The organism is Citrobacter braakii (assembly GCF_009648935.1).
In the GTDB taxonomy this organism is placed as follows: Bacteria; Pseudomonadota; Gammaproteobacteria; order Enterobacterales; family Enterobacteriaceae; genus Citrobacter; species Citrobacter braakii.
This window is the reverse complement of sequence record NZ_CP045771.1, coordinates 3981122-3995628: the sequence shown is the minus strand read 5'-3', so window position 1 is coordinate 3995628 and position 14507 is coordinate 3981122. Positions and strand designations below refer to the sequence as shown.

Sequence of the window (14507 nt, the reverse complement as noted above, 5' to 3'; positions counted from 1 at the left end):
TCATGAAAAAACTGTTACTTGTTGTCCTGTTATTGCTGGTTGTGCTGGGCATAGCTGCGGGAGTGGGAATGTGGAAAGTTCGCCATCTGGCGGACAGTAAATTATTGATTAAAGAAGAGACGATTTTTACGCTGAAAGCGGGTACGGGCCGTCTGGCTCTCGGTGAACAGTTGTATGCGGACAACGTTATCAATCGTCCGCGTGTGTTCCAGTGGCTGCTGCGTGTGGAACCCGAACTGTCGCATTTTAAAGCCGGAACCTACCGTTTTACGCCCGACATGACGGTGCGGGATATGTTGCAACTGCTGGAAAGCGGTAAAGAGGCGCAGTTTCCGTTACGTCTGGTTGAAGGGATGCGTCTGAGCGACTACCTCAAGCAGCTGCGCGACGCCCCGTACATCAAACATACGCTGAGCGATGATAATTACGAGACCGTTGCTCAGGCGCTGAAGCTGGAGAACCCGCAATGGGTAGAAGGCTGGTTCTGGCCAGATACCTGGATGTATACCGCCAATACAACCGACGTGGCGTTGCTAAAACGCGCGCATCAGAAAATGGTTAAAGCGGTAGACTCCGTCTGGGAAGGGCGCGCTGAAGGCCTGCCTTATCAGGACAAAAATCAGCTGGTAACCATGGCCTCTATTATCGAAAAAGAGACTGCGGTTGCCAGCGAGCGTGACCAGGTGGCTTCCGTCTTTATTAACCGCTTACGGATTGGCATGCGTTTACAGACCGATCCGACGGTGATTTACGGGATGGGGTCACGGTATAATGGCAAGTTGTCGCGTGTGGATTTAGATACCCCGACCGCCTATAACACCTATACCATTACGGGGTTGCCGCCTGGCCCGATTGCCATGCCGGGAGAGGCCTCATTGCAGGCCGCGGCGCATCCGGCAAAAACGCCGTACCTCTATTTCGTGGCTGACGGTAAAGGCGGTCACACGTTTAACACCAATCTTGCCAGCCACAACCGGTCCGTGCAGGATTACCTGAAAGTGCTTAAGGAAAAAAATGGGCAGTAACTATATCGTCATCGAGGGCCTGGAAGGCGCCGGAAAAACCACTGCGCGTAACGTGGTGGTAGAGACACTTGAGCAACTCGGTATTCGTGACATGGTTTTTACCCGCGAACCGGGGGGAACTCAGCTCGCTGAGAAACTAAGAAGTCTGGTGCTGGACATTAAGTCGGTGGGTGACGAGGTCATCACTGACAAAGCTGAAGTTCTGATGTTTTACGCCGCGCGCGTACAGCTGGTCGAAACCGTTATTAAACCTGCGCTGGCAAAAGGCGCATGGGTAATTGGCGACCGTCACGATTTGTCGACCCAGGCGTATCAGGGGGGCGGACGCGGCATCGATCAAAACATGCTGGCAACCTTGCGCGATGCGGTGCTCGGTGATTTTCGCCCGGACCTGACGCTCTATCTGGACGTGACTCCAGAGGTCGGATTGAAACGTGCCCGTGCGCGCGGCGAGCTGGATCGTATTGAGCAGGAATCTTTCGATTTCTTTAATCGCACCCGCGCGCGCTATCTTGAACTGGCTGCCAAAGATGCCAGCATTCGTACCATCGACGCTACGCAGCCGCTGGAAGCTGTGATGGCTGATATCCGCAATACCATCACCCAGTGGGTGCAGGAGCAGGGCGCATGAAATGGTACCCATGGTTACGGCCAGATTTTGAAAAACTGGTAGCCAGCTACCAGGCGGGTCGTGGTCACCATGCGTTACTGATTCAGGCGTTACCCGGAATGGGTGACGACGCGCTGATTTACGCGCTCAGTCGCTATTTAATGTGCCAGCAGCCGGAAGGGCATAAAAGCTGCGGACACTGCCGGGGCTGTCAATTGATGCAGGCGGGGACGCATCCTGACTACTATTCGCTGCTGCCGGAAAAAGGCAAAAGCACGCTGGGGGTTGATGCGGTACGTGAAGTGAGTGAAAAGCTGTACGAGCATTCACGCCTTGGCGGTGCGAAAGTGGTGTGGATCCCTGATGCTGCCCAGTTAACTGATGCTGCTGCCAATGCTCTGCTAAAAACGCTGGAAGAACCGCCGGCACAAACCTGGTTTTTCCTCGCCAGCACAGAGCCTGCGCGATTGCTGGCGACATTGCGCAGCCGCTGCCGGTTACACCATCTTGCGCCGCCGGCTGAGTCGTACGCTATCTCCTGGCTCGCCCGCGAAGTGACCGCATCTCCAGAAGCTCTGTTGAGCGCATTACGCCTGAGCGCGGGTTCGCCTGGTGCGGCACTCTCGTTGTTACAGGCTGAAAGCTGGGCGTATCGCACAGATTTTTGTGCGGCACTGGCAAACACATTAAACGCAGGTGACTGGTATATCCTGCTCGCGGCGTTAAACCACGATCAGGCCGCCGCCCGTTTACACTGGCTGGCAACGTTGTTGACGGATGCCTTGAAGCGTCCGTATGGGGTTTCCCATTTAACCAATCCTGATGCGCTGGACCTGATATCTTCTATCGCAGAACGGTTATCCGTCGCCCGGATACAGGCGATACTCGGTGACGTTTGTCATTGCCGTCAGCAGTTGCTGAACGTAACAGGCGTAAACCGTGAACTGGTGTTAACCGATCTTATCCTGCGTATTGAGCATTACCTGCAACCAGGCACCGTACTGCCTGTTCCCCATCTTTGAGAGAGACATTATGTTTTTAGTCGACTCACACTGCCATCTTGATGGCCTGGATTATCAATCTCTGCATAAGGACGTGGATGACGTGCTGGCGAAAGCGGCCGCACGCGATGTGAAATTCTGTCTTGCCGTCGCGACCACTCTGCCAGGATACCGCAGTATGCGCGAACTGGTCGGTGAACGTGACAATGTGGTGTTCTCCTGCGGCGTGCATCCGTTAAATCAGGATGAAGCCTATGATGTTGAAGACCTGCGCCGTTTTGCCGCCGAAGAGGGCGTTGTGGCGATGGGGGAAACCGGGCTGGACTATTTCTATACGCCGGAAACAAAGGTGCGCCAGCAGGAATCTTTTATCCATCATATTCAGATTGGCCGTGAGTTACAAAAGCCAGTTATCGTGCATACCCGCGATGCGCGGGCCGATACGCTGTCTATTCTGCGCGAAGAAAAAGTGACGGATTGTGGTGGCGTACTACACTGTTTTACAGAAGACAGAGAAACGGCGGGCAAATTGCTGGACCTCGGATTTTATATCTCGTTTTCCGGCATCGTCACGTTCCGTAACGCAGATCAGCTCCGTGATGCCGCCCGCTATGTTCCTCTGGATAGGTTGCTGGTTGAGACGGATTCTCCCTACCTTGCGCCTGTACCGCATCGTGGAAAAGAGAACCAGCCTGCCATGACCCGTGACGTTGCGGAGTATATGGCCGTAGTGAAAGGTGTTGCCGTTGAAGAACTGGCGCAGGCAACCACTGATAACTTTGCCCGCCTGTTTCACATCGACGCTTCTCGCCTGCAATCCGTTCGTTAACTGACTTTTTTTAAAGCTCGTAATTAATAAGCAAAGCGAGTAAAGTTCACCGCCTCAAAATGGGCGGTGAATAACCGGTTTGACACATTCAGAAACGCATTTTATCGGAATGTGCGGATTTTACGGCCATCCACGACTGAATTGTGATAGCCGTCAAACAAAAACAAACTGAATTATTTTACTCTGTGTAATAAATAAAGGGTACTTAGATGCCCTGTACACGGCGAGGTTCTCCCCCCTCGCTAATGCGTGAGAACGTAGAAAAGCACAAATACTCAGGAGCACTCTCAATTATGTTTAAGAATGCATTTGCTAACCTGCAAAAGGTCGGTAAATCGCTGATGCTGCCGGTATCCGTACTCCCGATTGCAGGTATCCTGCTGGGTGTCGGTTCCGCTAACTTCAGCTGGCTGCCAGCCGTTGTATCGCACGTAATGGCAGAAGCAGGCGGTTCTGTTTTTGCAAACATGCCGCTGATTTTTGCCATCGGTGTCGCGTTAGGCTTCACCAATAACGACGGCGTATCTGCACTGGCATCCGTTGTTGCCTACGGCATTATGGTTAAGACCATGGCTGTTGTTGCGCCGCTGGTTCTGCATTTACCTGCTGAAGAGATCGCAGCTAAACACCTTGCTGATACGGGTGTTCTCGGGGGGATTATCTCCGGTGCGATTGCAGCGTATATGTTCAACCGTTTCTACCGTATCAAATTGCCTGAGTATCTTGGCTTCTTTGCGGGTAAGCGCTTCGTTCCTATCATTTCTGGTCTGGCCGCTATTTTCACCGGTGTGGTTCTGTCCTTCATTTGGCCGCCGATCGGGACTGCTATTCAGACGTTTTCCCAGTGGGCTGCATACCAGAACCCGGTCGTAGCGTTCGGTATCTATGGCTTCATTGAACGCTGCCTGGTGCCGTTTGGTCTGCACCATATCTGGAACGTTCCATTCCAGATGCAGATCGGTGAATACACCAATGCTGCGGGCCAGGTATTCCACGGCGATATCCCTCGCTATATGGCGGGTGACCCGACTGCGGGCAAACTGTCTGGTGGCTTCCTGTTCAAAATGTACGGTCTGCCGGCTGCCGCTATCGCTATCTGGCACTCTGCTAAACCAGAAAACCGCGCGAAAGTGGGCGGTATCATGATCTCCGCGGCGCTGACCTCGTTCCTGACCGGTATTACCGAACCGATCGAGTTCTCGTTCATGTTCGTGGCACCGATCCTGTACATCATCCACGCAATTCTGGCTGGTCTGGCATTCCCGATCTGTATCCTGCTGGGTATGCGTGACGGTACGTCGTTCTCCCACGGTCTGATCGACTTTATCGTTCTGTCCGGTAACAGCAGCAAACTGTGGCTGTTCCCGATTGTCGGTATCGGTTATGCGATTGTTTACTACACCATCTTCCGTGTGCTGATCAAAGCGCTGGACCTGAAAACTCCGGGCCGTGAAGATGCTACCGAAGACACCAAAGCGGGTGCGTCCGGCGAAATGGCTCCGGCCCTGGTTGCGGCATTCGGCGGTAAAGAAAACATCACTAACCTCGATGCGTGCATTACTCGTCTGCGTGTCAGCGTCGCTGACGTTGCCAAAGTGGATCAGGCTGGCCTGAAGAAACTGGGTGCGGCGGGCGTTGTAGTGGCGGGTTCCGGTGTTCAGGCTATCTTCGGTACTAAGTCCGATAACCTGAAAACTGAAATGGATGAGTACATCCGTCACAGCTAAGCAGTAAAAAGTTGGGGAGAATTAAGGCAGCCTGCGGGCTGCCTTATTTAATGCATTAATTGGCCTGAACGCGAATCGGCGCAGTGGCGGCGAACAACCACGGGCGAGCCTCTGCGTTCACGCGTGGGGATAACGTCTCTCTGACCTGCTGGTGGTAATCATCAATCCACTGTTTTTCAGCCTCACTTAGCAGATGCAGTTCAACCAGACTTAAATCAATCGGCACCAGCGTCAGCGTTGAGAAGCGACAGAAGCCAGGACGACTGTTGATAATCTCCACCTGATTCTCAATACGGATCCCATATTCTCCGGCCAGATAATAACCCGGCTCGATGGTAATGATATTGCCCGCAACCAGAGGCCAGGGGTTTACTTTTTTGGCAATGCGATGGGGCTGCTCATGGATCAGGAGCTGATGGCCTACGCCGTGTCCCGTACCGTGATCAAAATCCAGACCCAGATCCCACAGCGCCCGACGGCTAAAGGCATCCAGTTGATGACCCTGAGTGCCGCTGGGAAATTGCAGCGAGATAAGCGACAAAAAGCCTTTCAACACAGCGGTGTAATGCAGACGACGCTGCGGATCCTGTGGACCAAACGCGAGGGTGCGCGTTGTATCCGTCGTACCATTATGGTACTGGCCGCCGGAATCATTCAGATACATGGCCTGAGAGGTAATGGGCGTATTGGTTTTTTCGCTGGAATGGTAATGGCACATTGCGGCATTGCTGGCTGAGGCCGAAATCGTGTTGAAGCTTTGCTCGATAAATCCCGGCTGCTGCTGGCGAAATTCCAGTTGCCTGGCCTGCGCTTCCAGCTCAGTGACCGGATTGCCTGCCGCTTCGCGCAAGGGAACTTCATGCGTAAGCCATGCCAGAAAGTTAACCCAGGCCGCGCCATCTTGTTCATGGCATTCCCGATAGCCCGCCAGTTCAACGTCATTCTTGTGCGCTTTCATCAAGGTGATGGGATCGGGTGCCCATAAGACCTCGCCACCGTGTTCTACAATGGCAAAACGCAGCGCGACCGGGGCGTAGTCTTTATCGACCAAAAAGCGTTTCCCTTTGGCCAACTGCTGGCAGCGGGCAAGAAAACTCTCTTGTGGGGCCAGCGTGAGCGTATTCAGCAGTGCAGCAGGGAGCTGCTGGGTTTTGTTGCTATCCACAAACCATTCCAGCTCGCCGCTGCGATAGAGCAGGGCGAACGAAAACGGCACTGGCACCATTGGCAGATCGGAACCGCGCACATTCAGCAGCCAGGCAATGTTATCCGGCAGCGTGATCGCCAGAACGTCGGCCTGTTGTTGCGTGAGCAGATCCACGACGCGGGCACGTTTTTGTGTGCTGCTTTCCCCGCTGATTTCAATGGGCATTTCATGAATGATGCCGCAGGGTGCTGCCGGGCGGTCAAGCCATACCTGGTCGAAAGGATCTTGCTCAAGAGATACCAGCTCGCAATGGGTCGCCGACAGTGCTTCAAACTGGCTGTTGACCATCAGCAACGGTTCAAAGCCGATACGCGCGCCGGCAGCAACGTGAGACTGCAAATAGTCGGCCAGCGGTTCGTCATGTAAATGGTGAATTTCAAAATCATCCAGCGAGACTTCATTGCGCACCTGGACCTGATAGCGTCCATCGACAAACATTAATGCGCGGTCGCGCAGGACCAACGCGAGACCAGCGGAGCCGCTAAAACCGGTCAGCCAGGCCAGCTTATTGTCATGCGGTGTACAATCTTCGCTTTGGTGAGCGTCGGCGCGCGGAACAATCATGCCATCCAACCCTTGCGCTAACAGCAGGTTGCGCAGAGCGGAAAGAGGAGTTGAGTTGTGCATAGTTACCTTCAGGCCTTAACGGAACGGCGGTTCGTTGAACGTACGTAATTTACGGGAGTGCAGTCGATCGCCTTCAGCACGCAGACGATCGATTGCCCGGATACCTATTTGCAGGTGCTCGGAAATGGCACCTTCATAAAAACGGTTGGCCTGACCAGGCAGTTTGATCTCGCCGTGCAGCGGTTTATCGGAAACGCACAGCAGCGTGCCGTAAGGGACGCGGAAGCGGTAGCCCTGGGCGGCGATAGTGGCGCTTTCCATATCAATAGCCACCGCGCGACTGAGGTTAAAACGCAGCGCAGAAGCGGAATAGCGTAACTCCCAGTTGCGATCGTCGGTGGTGACGACGGTACCGGTACGCAGGCGCTGTTTAACCTCTTCGCCGGGCATGCCGCTGACTTCTTTGGTGGCGTCATACAGTGCGCGTTGTACTTCCGCAATGCTCGGAATCGGAATATCCGGCGGTAGTACGGCATCCAGCACATGGTCGTCACGCAGATAAGCGTGGGCCAGAACATAGTCGCCAATCGCCTGACTTTCGCGCAGGCCGCCACAGTGTCCAATCATTAGCCAGACGTCAGGGCGTAGGACGGCCAAATGATCGCAAATGGTTTTAGCGTTGGACGGGCCAACGCCGATATTGACCAGCGTGATCCCCTGACCGTCGGCGGTGATTAGATGCCAGGCGGGCATCTGATGTTTCTTCCAGGCGAGATCGGAGATGGCCTCTTCTGGAGCTTCCGTTTCAGCGGTGATCCAGATCCCGCCCGCGCATGACAGCGCGATATAGGGGCTGTTCGGATCGAGGATCTGGCTGCAACCCCAGCGCACGAACTCATCGACATAGCGGGTGTAGTTGGTGAACAGCACAAATGGCTGGAAATGTTCAACCGGCGTTCCCGTGTAGTGACGCAGTCGTGCGAGCGAAAAATCTACTCGTCGGGCGTCGAAGTGCGACAGCGGGGAGAATTCCGCCGGATGATAGGTACCATCGGCTGTTTCGTCGCCGATTTGTGACAACTCGGTAGTGGGGAAATGGCGCGTTAATCCGGCGCTCATCGAGCGGTCGAGCGTCAGTTCAGAACCATCAATCACATAGGGATAAGGGATTTCATGCTGCGACGGTTCGACGGAGATATGCGCATCATAATCCTGATACAGCAGCGTGAGTTGTTCTTCAAGATAGGGACGAAAAAGCGACGGACGGGTGATCGTAGTGGTATAGCTGCCCGCATGGGTAAAACGGCCATAAGCGCGGGTTTTCGGGGGATTGGTGGCGCTGCCATCCCAGGTGACACAAAGCGATGGGTAAACAAAAAGACCATTATGGCGGGCGATTATGTCAGGGAGCGTCCCTGTTTCAATGTACTTACCAATGGCGCTACGCAGTGCTTTAACCGACTGCTCGTACAGCGCGTCCAGTTTATCCAGTGCCTGAGTTGGGGTCAGGCTGGAGCCCTTATTGTTCATGTCTGTCTCCTTGTTCCACAGATGTACTGCTCTCCCGATAGTATGTCACAGGAATATGAAACAAAAGTCAGACGTAGAGGAAGATTGTGCGAAGGTCGAATGACCTTCGCATCAGGGCTTAACTGTGCTGCTTATCCCGCATCAGCAATGCAGTGGCGGCGGAAATAAGACACCCGGCCATCAGATAAATGGCCACGCTGTGCCAGTCTCCTCCAGAGAATGTCACCAGTGCCGCAGCAATGAAGGGGGTAAAACCACCGCCAACCACACTTGCCACCTGATAGCCAACGCCTGCGCCGCTGTAGCGATAACTTGCGCCAAACAAACCGGTAAACATAGGCTGTTGTACGCAGACCACCATATCGTGCGCAATATTGGCCAACATAATCGCGAAGAACACGATCCAGAAAATAGACTGTGCTTCCAGCGCCATAAAGAACGGGAAGGCGCTCAGCGTACCGACCAGTGCACCGGTAATGTACACGCGCCGTCGACCAAAGCGGTCGGCAAGCCAGGCAAAGCAGGGGATGGTCAGACAGCTCAGTCCTCCCACTAACAAACCGATATTCAGAAACAGCTCGCGGGGTAGGCCCAGGTTCTGCGTAGAGTAATTAAGGGCAAACGCGGTGACGATATACATCGTCAGCAGTTCACATAAGCGCAAGCCGATAATTTTTAAGAATGCGCCCGGATGGCGGATTAACGCCTCGACCACCGGTAACCGCTTTTTCTCTGGTTGCGCTGCCTGTTGCTGCTGTTCGAATTCGGCTGATTCATCCATTCTGTTGCGCATCCACAACGCGCCCAAAACCAGTACGATGCTGAACAGGAACGGAATACGCCAGCCCCAGCTCAGGAACTGCTCATCGGTAGTTTGCGAGCTAATCAGTGAGACCAGACCGGTAGAAAGCAGCAGTCCGACGCCGTAACCGACCTGAACGCCACTGCTGTAGAAGGCTTTTTTATTTTTCGGCGCGCTTTCGACCGAGAGCAACGCCGCGCCGCCCCATTCGCCACCAACGGCGAATCCCTGAATGGCGCGTAGCGTCACCAGCAGCACAGGGGCCCACCAGCCAATAGTGTCAAAAGAAGGAATAATCCCTATCAGCGCAGTGGCAATCCCCATCATCCAGACGGTGAGCATCAGCATGCGTTTACGGCCAAGGCGATCGCCAAAGTGGCCGAAGATAACCCCGCCTAACGGACGGAACAAAAATCCGACGCCAAAGGTGGCAAATGCGGCAAGTGTTCCCATTGCCGGGCTAACCTGCGGGAAGAACTCGCGATTAAAGACCAGTGCGGCGGTGATGCCATAAAGCAGAAAATCATACCAGTCGACCACGGCGCCAGCGAAGCTACCAAGCGCAGCGCGTCGGGCACGATGAAGCGAAGAGACGTCCTCTTGGGGACCCGCGGAGGTGAGAGTGGAATCCATAGTTATCCTGTCTGTACTGTCTTTTAGTTATTAGTATTTGAATTGGGCTACACACATTGCAGTCGATATATTAACGACCGTTATGAGATTACCGCGACAGACGGGAAGAGAAAACGATTATCTCCCTCACCAGAGGGCTACATGAAAAATAAGACGAATGAAAAACAGAAAAGCAAAAAGCCTGCTTAGTTTCCTAAGCAGGCTTCTTAAATATGGCTCCTCTGACTGGACTCGAACCAGTGACATACGGATTAACAGTCCGCCGTTCTACCGACTGAACTACAGAGGAATCGTTTGAACGAGGCGCATATTAGCGAGGGCGATGAGGCTTGTCAAAGGGGGAAATACATTTGTGCGTTCGTTTGCTGACAAAATCAGCAAAGCGGTGATCTTTCCGTCTTTTTATGCTTTTGCCCCATTCTGGTGCGCGCCTACCTCTTCCAGGGCAGCCAGAATGAGAGATTCAGGTGTGCAAAAAGTCCATTCTTCACCTTTGATCCTGACTTTACGCGGTTTTAACCGTAAAACACGGCTGCTGACTAAACTGGCAAGCATCTTGCAATCCTGAATTTAATGACTGCCAGCACGGGTTCTGGTATTCCGACAGGAGGCAAAATGAACTTCAGACGACTGAAATATTTCGTGAAAATCGTCGATATTGGTAGCCTGACCCAGGCAGCGGAAGTGTTGCATATCGCGCAACCCGCGCTGAGCCAGCAGGTTGCTACGCTGGAAGGCGAACTGGATCAGCAACTGCTGATTCGCACCAAACGCGGCGTCACACCGACGGAAGCGGGGAAAGTGTTGTATGCCCATGCGCGGACGATTTTACGCCAGTGCGAGCAGGCGCAACTTGCGGTCAATAACGTAGGTCAGACCCTGGGGGGACAGGTCTCTATTGGCCTGGCGCCGGGGACGGCGGCGTCAGCCATCACTATGCCGTTATTACAGACAGTACGAGCAGAGCTGCCCGATGTGCTGGTCTATTTGCATGAAAACAGTGGGGCGGTGCTGAATGACAAGCTGCTCAGCGGGCATTTAGACATGGCGGTGCTCTACGAGCGCTCACCCGTGGCGGGTATCAGCAGTCAACCGTTGCTTAAAGAGGATCTGTACCTGGTCGGGACGCGTGATTGCCCGGGGCAAAGCGTCGATTTAGCCGCGGTGGCGCAGATGAATCTGTTTTTGCCACGGGATTACAGCGCAGTTCGCCTGCGTGTAGATGAAGCTTTTTCGCTTCGTCGCCTGACGGCCAAAGTGATTGGCGAAATTGAATCTATCGCCACCTTAACGGCTGCCATCGCCAGTGGGATGGGCGTCACAGTGTTGCCTGAGTCGGCGGCACGTTCATTATGTAATGCCGCGAACGGCTGGATGGCGCGGATAACAACCCCGTCGATGAATCTGCCATTATCGCTGAACGTCTCAGCCAGAGGGAGCTTATCGCCGCAGGCACAGGCCGTGAAGGAGATCCTGTTGTCGCTGGTAAGCCGTCCGGCACTGGAAAACCGCGAACTACAGCTGGTCAGCTAAACCTTATTCCCTTCAGGAATAAGATGCGGGTTTTTATTATTTGTTATGCCGGGCATCAGACTTTAACAATAGCGTAATGTCTGATGTGCCCGGAGCGAAAAGTGAATTTCCAGCAACTTAAAATAATCCGCGAGGCGGCCCGTCAGGATTACAACCTGACGGAAGTCGCGAATATACTGTACACCTCGCAGTCGGGAGTCAGCCGACATATTCGTGAACTTGAAGATGAACTTGGCATTGAGATTTTTATCCGTCGCGGTAAACGCCTGCTGGGCATGACCGAACCGGGCAAAGCCTTGCTGGTTATTGCCGAGCGTATTCTGAATGAGGCCAGCAACGTTCGCAGACTGGCGGATCTGTTTACCAATGACACGTCCGGTGTACTGACGATTGCCACCACGCATACACAGGCACGCTATAGCCTGCCCGCGGTGATTAAAGCCTTTCGTGAGCTCTTTCCTGAGGTACGTCTGGAACTGATCCAGGGTACACCGCAGGAGATTGACGTACTGTTGCAAAACGGTGGGGCAGACATCGGGATTGCCAGCGAGCGACTTAGCAGCGATCCGCTGTTGGTAGCTTTTCCCTGGTTTCGTTGGCACCACAGCCTGCTTGTTCCTCACGACCATCCCTTGGTGAAAACGTCTCCTCTCACACTGGAATCTATCGCCCACTGGCCATTAATTACGTATCGTCAGGGGATTACGGGGCGTTCCCGTATCGATGAGGCATTTGCCCGTAAAGGGTTAGTGCCGGATATTATCCTCAGCGCCCAGGACTCGGATGTGATTAAAACCTATGTGTCGCTGGGGCTGGGAATCGGGCTGGTGGCAGAACAATCCAGCGGAGAGCAGGAGGAGGGGAGCTTAACCCGTCTGGATACCCGGCACTTATTTGATGCAAATACCGTCTGGTTGGGCCTGAAACGCGGGCAACTGCAGCGCAACTACGTTTGGCGATTCATTGAGCTATGCAACGCAGGGTTATCCGTCGATGAAATCAAGCGCCAGGCGATGGAGCCAGATGAAGCCGTGATTGATTATCAGATATAAAGCAAAAAGCCTGCTTAGTTTCCTAAGCAGGCTTCTTAAATATGGCTCCTCTGACTGGACTCGAACCAGTGACATACGGATTAACAGTCCGCCGTTCTACCGACTGAACTACAGAGGAATCGTGTGAACGAGGCGAATATTAGCGATGCCTCTCAGCGTTGTCAAAGCCTGAATAGATAAATGCGATCGTTTGCTGAAATATTCCCCATTTCGCCGCTTATTCAGACGCAACCGGTTGTTTTATGCACTTTTCACGCTCGGGACGAGGGTATTTCCATAACCAGCGGCCTGTGACCATACGCCAGTAAAATAACGCGGCGCGCACGGCCCAGTCGAAGAACATCCCTAACCAAACGCCGACTACGCCCCATCCTAATACGATTCCCAACGTGTAACCCGCCACAACACGACAGCCCCACATGCCCAACATCGATACCCACATCGCAAAACGCACATCACGTGCGCCCTTAAACCCTGATGGTAGCACCCAGGATGCTGCCCATATCGGCATAAACGCTGCGTTGAGCCAAATTAGGATGACTATGACCTCTTTTACATCCTGATCGTGGGTATAAAATGAGGCCATAACGCCGGCAAAAGGGGCGGTTAGCCAGGCGATGGCGGTTAAGCCGATTGTTGAGAGCCAGAATATATGGCGTAACTGGATTTCCGCTTGGGCAATCTGACCATTTCCCAGACGCCTGCCGGTAATGATTGTCGACGCGGAGCCTAAAGCATTCCCCGGCAGGTTGATGAGCGCGGCGATGGAAAATGCAATGAAGTTTCCGGCAATTACGCTGGTTCCCATGCCGGAGACAAACATCTGCGTTAACAGTTTACCGCCATTAAATAGCACTGACTCAATACTTGCCGGAATACCGATCCCCATAACTTCCCAGATAATGGCGAGATTGAGCGGCTTAAAATAGCTTTTGAAGGGAATACGCAGTGCCGGATTAAAACCAATCATCAGCACCCAGATAATGGCGAACGCACCGATGTAGCGTGAAATGGTCAGCCCGAGTCCTGCCCCCACAAATCCCAGCCCTTGCCAGGAAAAGACCCCGTAGATCAGGATGCTACTGATGATGATATTTAGGATATTCATACCGCCATTAATCAACAGCGGAATTTTGGTATTTCCGGCTCCGCGGAGTGCGCCGCTACCGATCAAAGCAATGGCTGCCGCCGGGTAGCTGAGCACCGTTAGTTCCAGATAGGTGAGTGCCAAAGCCTTAACATCGGGGGTGGCTTCACCGGCGACAACGTCAATAATCTGTTCACCAAAATAGTGAATGACCGCTGCCAGCACGGTAGCAAAAATCGTCATGATCACCAGCGATTGTCTGGCTGCTGCCCTTGCCCGTCGACGATCTCGTTTTCCCAGGCTAAATGCTACCACCACCGTGGTTCCCAGATCGATGGCGGCAAAAAACGCCATGATGACCATGTTGAAACTGTCGGCGAGACCAACGCCAGCCATTGCTTCTTTTCCCAACCAGCTAACAAGGAAGGTACTCAGTACGCCCATCAACAGCACACAGGTGTTTTCCAGAAAAATGGGGACCGCAAGCGGAGTGATTTCGCGCCAAAAGAGAACCTTATAACTCTTGCGTTTGGCATACCAGGGCGTGCGGGAAGCGACCTGGCGTAAGGCAGCGGAGACGTTCAAAGTGGACCTTAAAGAAGAAAGTTGAAACCTCATTTCAAATGATGAGGGAGAATCCAAAAAGCTGCAAAGTTTTTTCCATTTAAAATGTCTGGAAATGCAACAAACTGTCGAGAGAAGCATCAATTGAAACTTATTCGGGGAAATGGGGTTTGACAAAAATTTTTTCGCCGCTAAGATAAGCCTCCACAACGATTCCTCTGTAGTTCAGTCGGTAGAACGGCGGACTGTTAATCCGTATGTCACTGGTTCGAGTCCAGTCAGAGGAGCCATATTTAAGAAGCCCGCTTAAGGAAACTTAAGCGGGCTTTTTGTTTTCTCA

General features: G+C 53.3%; 12 protein-coding genes and 3 tRNA genes. 8 read left to right on the top strand and 7 right to left on the bottom strand.

Annotated elements, in window-relative coordinates; genetic code table 11:
- Positions 1-2 precede the first annotated feature (2 nt).
- The 5 genes from yceG (at position 3) to ptsG (ending at position 5192) form a co-directional block, all read left to right on the top strand.
- On the top strand, positions 3-1025 hold the full coding sequence (yceG, locus tag GFC06_RS18865; RefSeq protein WP_019076480.1) for a cell division protein YceG: 1023 nt from the start codon (positions 3-5) through the stop codon (positions 1023-1025).
- Positions 1015-1656 carry a dTMP kinase gene (gene tmk / locus GFC06_RS18860; protein ID WP_016156195.1) on the top strand — a complete coding sequence of 214 codons (642 nt, stop codon included), beginning with the start codon at positions 1015-1017 and terminating at the stop codon, positions 1654-1656. The genes yceG and tmk overlap by 11 nt, the downstream gene beginning before the upstream one ends.
- The gene (gene holB / locus GFC06_RS18855) at positions 1653-2657 is read left to right on the top strand and encodes a DNA polymerase III subunit delta' (protein WP_153690521.1); all 1005 of its coding nucleotides are present in this window, start codon (positions 1653-1655) and stop codon (positions 2655-2657) included. Before tmk ends, holB begins: the two co-directional genes overlap by 4 nt.
- Before the next feature lie 10 nt (positions 2658-2667).
- The gene (locus GFC06_RS18850; RefSeq protein ID WP_016156196.1) at positions 2668-3465 is read left to right on the top strand and encodes a metal-dependent hydrolase; all 798 of its coding nucleotides are present in this window, start codon (positions 2668-2670) and stop codon (positions 3463-3465) included.
- A gap of 293 nt (positions 3466-3758) precedes the next feature.
- Positions 3759-5192 carry a PTS glucose transporter subunit IIBC gene (gene ptsG / locus GFC06_RS18845; protein WP_016152655.1) on the top strand — a complete coding sequence of 478 codons (1434 nt, stop codon included), beginning with the start codon at positions 3759-3761 and terminating at the stop codon, positions 5190-5192.
- Positions 5193-5247: 55 nt separating this feature from the next.
- Here the strand turns inward: ptsG and GFC06_RS18840 are convergent, their stop codons facing one another.
- From GFC06_RS18840 to GFC06_RS23280, 5 genes are all read right to left on the bottom strand, one after another.
- Positions 5248-7026 (bottom strand): aminopeptidase P family protein, encoded by a 1779-nt coding sequence (locus GFC06_RS18840; RefSeq protein WP_153690520.1) that lies wholly within the window; start codon positions 7024-7026, stop codon positions 5248-5250.
- 15 nt (positions 7027-7041) lie between these two features.
- Positions 7042-8496 (bottom strand): AMP nucleosidase, encoded by a 1455-nt coding sequence (locus GFC06_RS18835; protein ID WP_016152657.1) that lies wholly within the window; start codon positions 8494-8496, stop codon positions 7042-7044.
- 118 nt (positions 8497-8614) lie between these two features.
- On the bottom strand, positions 8615-9931 hold the full coding sequence (gene shiA, locus GFC06_RS18830; RefSeq protein WP_016156198.1) for a shikimate transporter: 1317 nt from the start codon (positions 9929-9931) through the stop codon (positions 8615-8617).
- Positions 9932-10144: 213 nt separating this feature from the next.
- Positions 10145-10220: transfer RNA gene (locus tag GFC06_RS18825), tRNA-Asn, on the bottom strand.
- Between the two features lie 113 nt (positions 10221-10333).
- On the bottom strand, positions 10334-10486 hold the full coding sequence (locus GFC06_RS23280) for a hypothetical protein (RefSeq protein ID WP_194831205.1): 153 nt from the start codon (positions 10484-10486) through the stop codon (positions 10334-10336).
- Between the two features lie 60 nt (positions 10487-10546).
- Between GFC06_RS23280 and nac the strand changes: the two genes are divergently transcribed.
- Both nac and cbl read left to right on the top strand, forming a co-directional pair.
- On the top strand, positions 10547-11464 hold the full coding sequence (gene nac, locus GFC06_RS18820; protein WP_016156200.1) for a nitrogen assimilation transcriptional regulator NAC: 918 nt from the start codon (positions 10547-10549) through the stop codon (positions 11462-11464).
- A gap of 101 nt (positions 11465-11565) precedes the next feature.
- Positions 11566-12516 carry an HTH-type transcriptional regulator Cbl gene (gene cbl, locus GFC06_RS18815; protein WP_016152661.1) on the top strand — a complete coding sequence of 317 codons (951 nt, stop codon included), beginning with the start codon at positions 11566-11568 and terminating at the stop codon, positions 12514-12516.
- A 42-nt stretch (positions 12517-12558) separates the two neighbouring features.
- Here cbl and GFC06_RS18810 read toward each other — a convergent pair.
- A tRNA-Asn gene (locus GFC06_RS18810) sits at positions 12559-12634 on the bottom strand.
- Between the two features lie 99 nt (positions 12635-12733).
- Positions 12734-14221 carry an EmmdR/YeeO family multidrug/toxin efflux MATE transporter gene (locus GFC06_RS18805; RefSeq protein ID WP_049040618.1) on the bottom strand — a complete coding sequence of 496 codons (1488 nt, stop codon included), beginning with the start codon at positions 14219-14221 and terminating at the stop codon, positions 12734-12736.
- A gap of 160 nt (positions 14222-14381) precedes the next feature.
- Between GFC06_RS18805 and GFC06_RS18800 the strand changes: the two genes are divergently transcribed.
- Positions 14382-14457: transfer RNA gene (locus tag GFC06_RS18800), tRNA-Asn, on the top strand.
- The last annotated feature ends 50 nt before the right edge of the window (positions 14458-14507 follow it).

Excerpts from the sequence above, each read along its gene's own strand:
- nac (WP_016156200.1), top strand. The coding sequence starts at position 10,547 with ATGAACTTCAGACGACTGAAATATTTCGTGAAAATCGTCGATATTGGT.
- shiA (WP_016156198.1), bottom strand. The coding sequence starts at position 9,931 with ATGGATTCCACTCTCACCTCCGCGGGTCCCCAAGAGGACGTCTCTTCG.
- GFC06_RS18850 (WP_016156196.1), top strand. The coding sequence starts at position 2,668 with ATGTTTTTAGTCGACTCACACTGCCATCTTGATGGCCTGGATTATCAA.
- ptsG (WP_016152655.1), top strand. The coding sequence starts at position 3,759 with ATGTTTAAGAATGCATTTGCTAACCTGCAAAAGGTCGGTAAATCGCTG.
- GFC06_RS18835 (WP_016152657.1), bottom strand. The coding sequence starts at position 8,496 with ATGAACAATAAGGGCTCCAGCCTGACCCCAACTCAGGCACTGGATAAA.
- GFC06_RS18805 (WP_049040618.1), bottom strand. The coding sequence starts at position 14,221 with ATGAGGTTTCAACTTTCTTCTTTAAGGTCCACTTTGAACGTCTCCGCT.
- tmk (WP_016156195.1), top strand. The coding sequence starts at position 1,015 with ATGGGCAGTAACTATATCGTCATCGAGGGCCTGGAAGGCGCCGGAAAA.
- yceG (WP_019076480.1), top strand. The coding sequence starts at position 3 with ATGAAAAAACTGTTACTTGTTGTCCTGTTATTGCTGGTTGTGCTGGGC.
- GFC06_RS23280 (WP_194831205.1), bottom strand. The coding sequence starts at position 10,486 with ATGCTTGCCAGTTTAGTCAGCAGCCGTGTTTTACGGTTAAAACCGCGT.
- GFC06_RS18840 (WP_153690520.1), bottom strand. The coding sequence starts at position 7,026 with ATGCACAACTCAACTCCTCTTTCCGCTCTGCGCAACCTGCTGTTAGCG.
- holB (WP_153690521.1), top strand. The coding sequence starts at position 1,653 with ATGAAATGGTACCCATGGTTACGGCCAGATTTTGAAAAACTGGTAGCC.